The 3,168-nt window shown below is 75.3% G+C and carries 2 protein-coding genes; one reads left to right on the top strand and one right to left on the bottom strand.

Translation table 11 applies throughout. The annotated features are described in order from the left end of the window. Positions 1-202: 202 nt before the first annotated feature. Positions 203-1,717, bottom strand: coding sequence for an APC family permease (locus LCE31_RS38295; protein ID WP_225022793.1), 1,515 nt, complete (start codon positions 1,715-1,717; stop codon positions 203-205). 265 nt (positions 1,718-1,982) lie between these two features. On the opposite strand from LCE31_RS38295, the gene LCE31_RS38290 reads away from it, so the two are divergent. Further along, a partial coding sequence (locus LCE31_RS38290) for a PucR family transcriptional regulator ligand-binding domain-containing protein (protein ID WP_225022792.1) occupies positions 1,983-3,168 on the top strand: 1,186 nt, incomplete at its 3' end.

The raw sequence follows: 3,168 nt of genomic DNA, 5'->3' as shown, positions 1-3,168 counted from the left end.
CCCGCCCGGCGCGCCCGCGCGCGGGGGGCCCCCCGGGGGGGGGGCCCGCGCGGGGGGGGGGGGGGGCGCGGGCCCCCCCCCCCCCCCCCCCCCCCCCCCCCCCCCCCCACCGCCCGGGCCGTGGGTCCGGGAGGGGCCGTGGGTCCGGGGCCGTGGAGGTCCCGGCCGTCCGCCCGCGCCGCGGGTCCGCGCCGTCCGCCCGCTACCCGTCGGCGCGTTCCACCGCGTCCTCCAGGACGATCCGGCCGATCAGCTCGTAGCGCCGCGGATCGCGCAGCCTCAGCCACACCCCGAGGCCGAGGCCGCCGAAGAAGACCACGCCGACGATCCACGGGATCAGCGTGAAGAACAGCGATCCCGCGGCCGTGCCCGCCGCCGTGTCGAGGTTGAGGACGAGCAGCACCACCACGACGATCATCCCGATGCCGCCCAGCAGCGGGGCCGTGAACGTCCTGAACCAGTGCCGGTCCTCGGGGTGGTGGGTGCGGAAGTAGCCGATCACCGCGAACGAGCACAGCGTCTGCACGATCAGGATCGCCATCGTGCCGAGGATCGCGAGCAGGGTGTAGAGGTTCGTGTACGGGTCCTGGCCGGTCGCCCAGAACGCGGCGACGATCCCGACCGCGATCACCGACTGGACGAAGGACGCGAGGTAGGGCGATCCGTGCCGCGGGTGCGTGCGGCCGAGCGCGGGGTGCAGGAAGCCCTCCCTGCCGATCGCGTAGAGGTAGCGGGACGCGCACTGGTGGAAGGCCATGCCGCAGGCGAACGAGCCGGTGATCAGCAGCCACTGGAAGGCGTCGACGGCCCACGCGCCGATGAACACCCGCGCCGGATGGAAGAACAGGTTCAGCGGGTTCGCGCCCGCGGAGACGTCCACCGCGCCGGAAAGGCCGTTGCCCGCGATCGTCATCCACGACACGTAGATGTAGAAGAGGCCCACGCCGACGACGGAGATCAGGGTCGCACGCGGGATGACGCGCTTCGGGTTGCGCGACTCCTCGCCGTACATCGCCGTCGACTCGAAGCCGACCCAGGACCAGAACGCGAAGAACAGGCCGAGCCCCGCGGAGGTGCCGGTGAAGGCGTTCTTCGGGTCGACGGGCGCGAGCGGGATGCCGTCGGGGCCGCCGCCGCGTACGAGGACGGCGGTGGCCACGGCGAAGAGCACGGCGATCTCCAGCACCAGCATCACCCCGAGCGCCCGCGCGGTGAGGTTGATGTCGAAGAACGACAGCACGCCCGTCACGAGGAGCATCACCGCCGCGTACAGGACCCACGGCACGTCCACGCCGAGCTGGTCGCGGACGGTGGTCTGGGCGAAGTACGAGAAGACGCCGACGATCGACGCCTCGAAGACGACGTACGCGAGGACGGCGAGCAGCCCGGACGCCATGCCGACGATCCGGCCGAGGCCGTGCGAGATGTAGCCGTAGAAGGCGCCGGCCGCCGTGATGCGCTTCGCCATCGCGACGTACCCGACGGAGAAGACGGTCAGGACGACGGTGGCGAAGAGGTAGCCGGCGGGCGCGCCGTCGCCGTTGCCGAAACCGACCGCGATCGGCAGGTTCCCCGTCATCGCGGTGATCGGCGCCGCCGTGGCGACGGCCATGAAGACCACGCCCGCCAGGCCGACGGAGTTGGCCTTGAGCCGGTGCACCTGGGGCGCCGCTGCGCCGTCGGGTGCGGTGTCCTGCTGTGTGCTGCCTGCTGCCATGGGGTGGGTCGCCTTCCTCGGCCGGGTGCGGGCCCGTGCGGTGGGGCCCGTACCGCACGGGTCCGCGACCGCCACCGGTCCCCCGGCACATCGTGTCCTGCGGATGGTCGGCGATCTTCCCGAGCCGCCGCAAGACCCGCAACCGGCAGGTGGTCACGGAAAACCCGGCCGCGCGCGACGGCCTGCCGGGTGCGTGCCGCCCCGGGCGTCCGCCTGTCATCCGCGCGAGATGCCCCGGCAACACGGGCCCGGGTAGGGTCCCGGCATGGACGCTCGGGGCGGCATCACCGTACGGCGGGCGCTGGACCTGCCGGCTCTGCGCGGCGGGCTGCCCGAAGTGGTCGCGGGGGCCGGGCACGTGGACCGGACGGTGCGCTGGGTGCACGCGGGCGAGGTGCCGAACATGGCCTCGCTCCTCAAGGGCGGCGAGCTGCTGCTGACGACGGGCCTCGGGCTCGGTTCGCGGCCCGCCGAGCAGCGGGCGTTCGTGCGGCGCCTCGCGGACCGCGGCATCGCCGCGCTGGTGGTGGAGCTCGGGCCGCGCTTCGACCGGCTGCCCCGGACGCTGGTGGAGACGGCCCGTACGGCCGGGCTGCCGCTCGTCCAACTGCACCGCGAGGTGGCGTTCGTGTCGGTCACGGAGGAGATCCACACCGAGATCGTCAACGGCCACTACGCGCTGCTGCGGCAGGCCGAGGAGGTGCACGGCCGGTGCACGCGGGCGCTCCTGGACGGGGGCGGCATCCCCAGGGTGCTGCGCGTCCTCGCGGACTTCTCCGCGGGGCCCGTTTTCCTGGAGACGGCGCAGGGGCGGCTGCTGTACGCGGCGGCGCCCGAGGCGTCTTCGGGCGCGGGAACGGCCGCCGCCGACCCGCTCGCGGTGTGGGAGGGCCTGCGCGGCGGGCGCGCGGACCGGAGGCCGTCCCCGCCCGCCGGGTCCGTGCTGGTGGATGTGGCGGGCGGCACCGGCGGCACCGGGGCCGTACGGGCGCGGCTGGTGATCCCCGCCGTGCCTGCGCCGCTCGGCCCGGTGCACCGGCTGGCGGCCGAGCGGGCCGCGGGCACCCTGGCGGTGGTGCTGATGCAGGCGCGCCAGGAGGAGGAACTCGCGGCGCGCGGCCGGGGCGACTTCCTCACGGATCTCGCGGAGGGCCGCGTCTCGCCCGAGGACGCGCCGCGGCAGGCCGGGGTCCTCGGCTTCAGGCCGGGGGGCGGCCCGCTGCTGCCGGTGGTGATGCGGCTCGCGCCGGAGCCGGCCCCGTCGGGCAACTGGGCGGTGCTGGCGAGGGCGGTGCTGGAGGAACTGGCGTCGGTGGGCGTCCCGGTGCTGCTCGGGGTGCGGCCGGTGGAGGGCCGGGTGCCGCTGCTGCTGGGGCTGCGCGCGCAGGAGGACCGTACCGGGGTGGCGGACCGGGTTGCGGCGGCGCTGCGCGCCGGGGTCGGGCGGGCGG

Source organism: Streptomyces sp. 8L, assembly GCF_020176795.1.
Lineage (GTDB): Bacteria > Actinomycetota > Actinomycetes > Streptomycetales > Streptomycetaceae > Streptomyces.
Note: the sequence above shows the minus strand (reverse complement) of the source record. Positions and strands in the feature narration are given on the sequence as shown.

What these genes read in the sequence shown, in the direction of transcription:
- LCE31_RS38295 (WP_225022793.1), bottom strand. Translation starts at nt 1,717, where the DNA reads ATGGCAGCAGGCAGCACACAGCAGGACACCGCACCCGACGGCGCAGCG.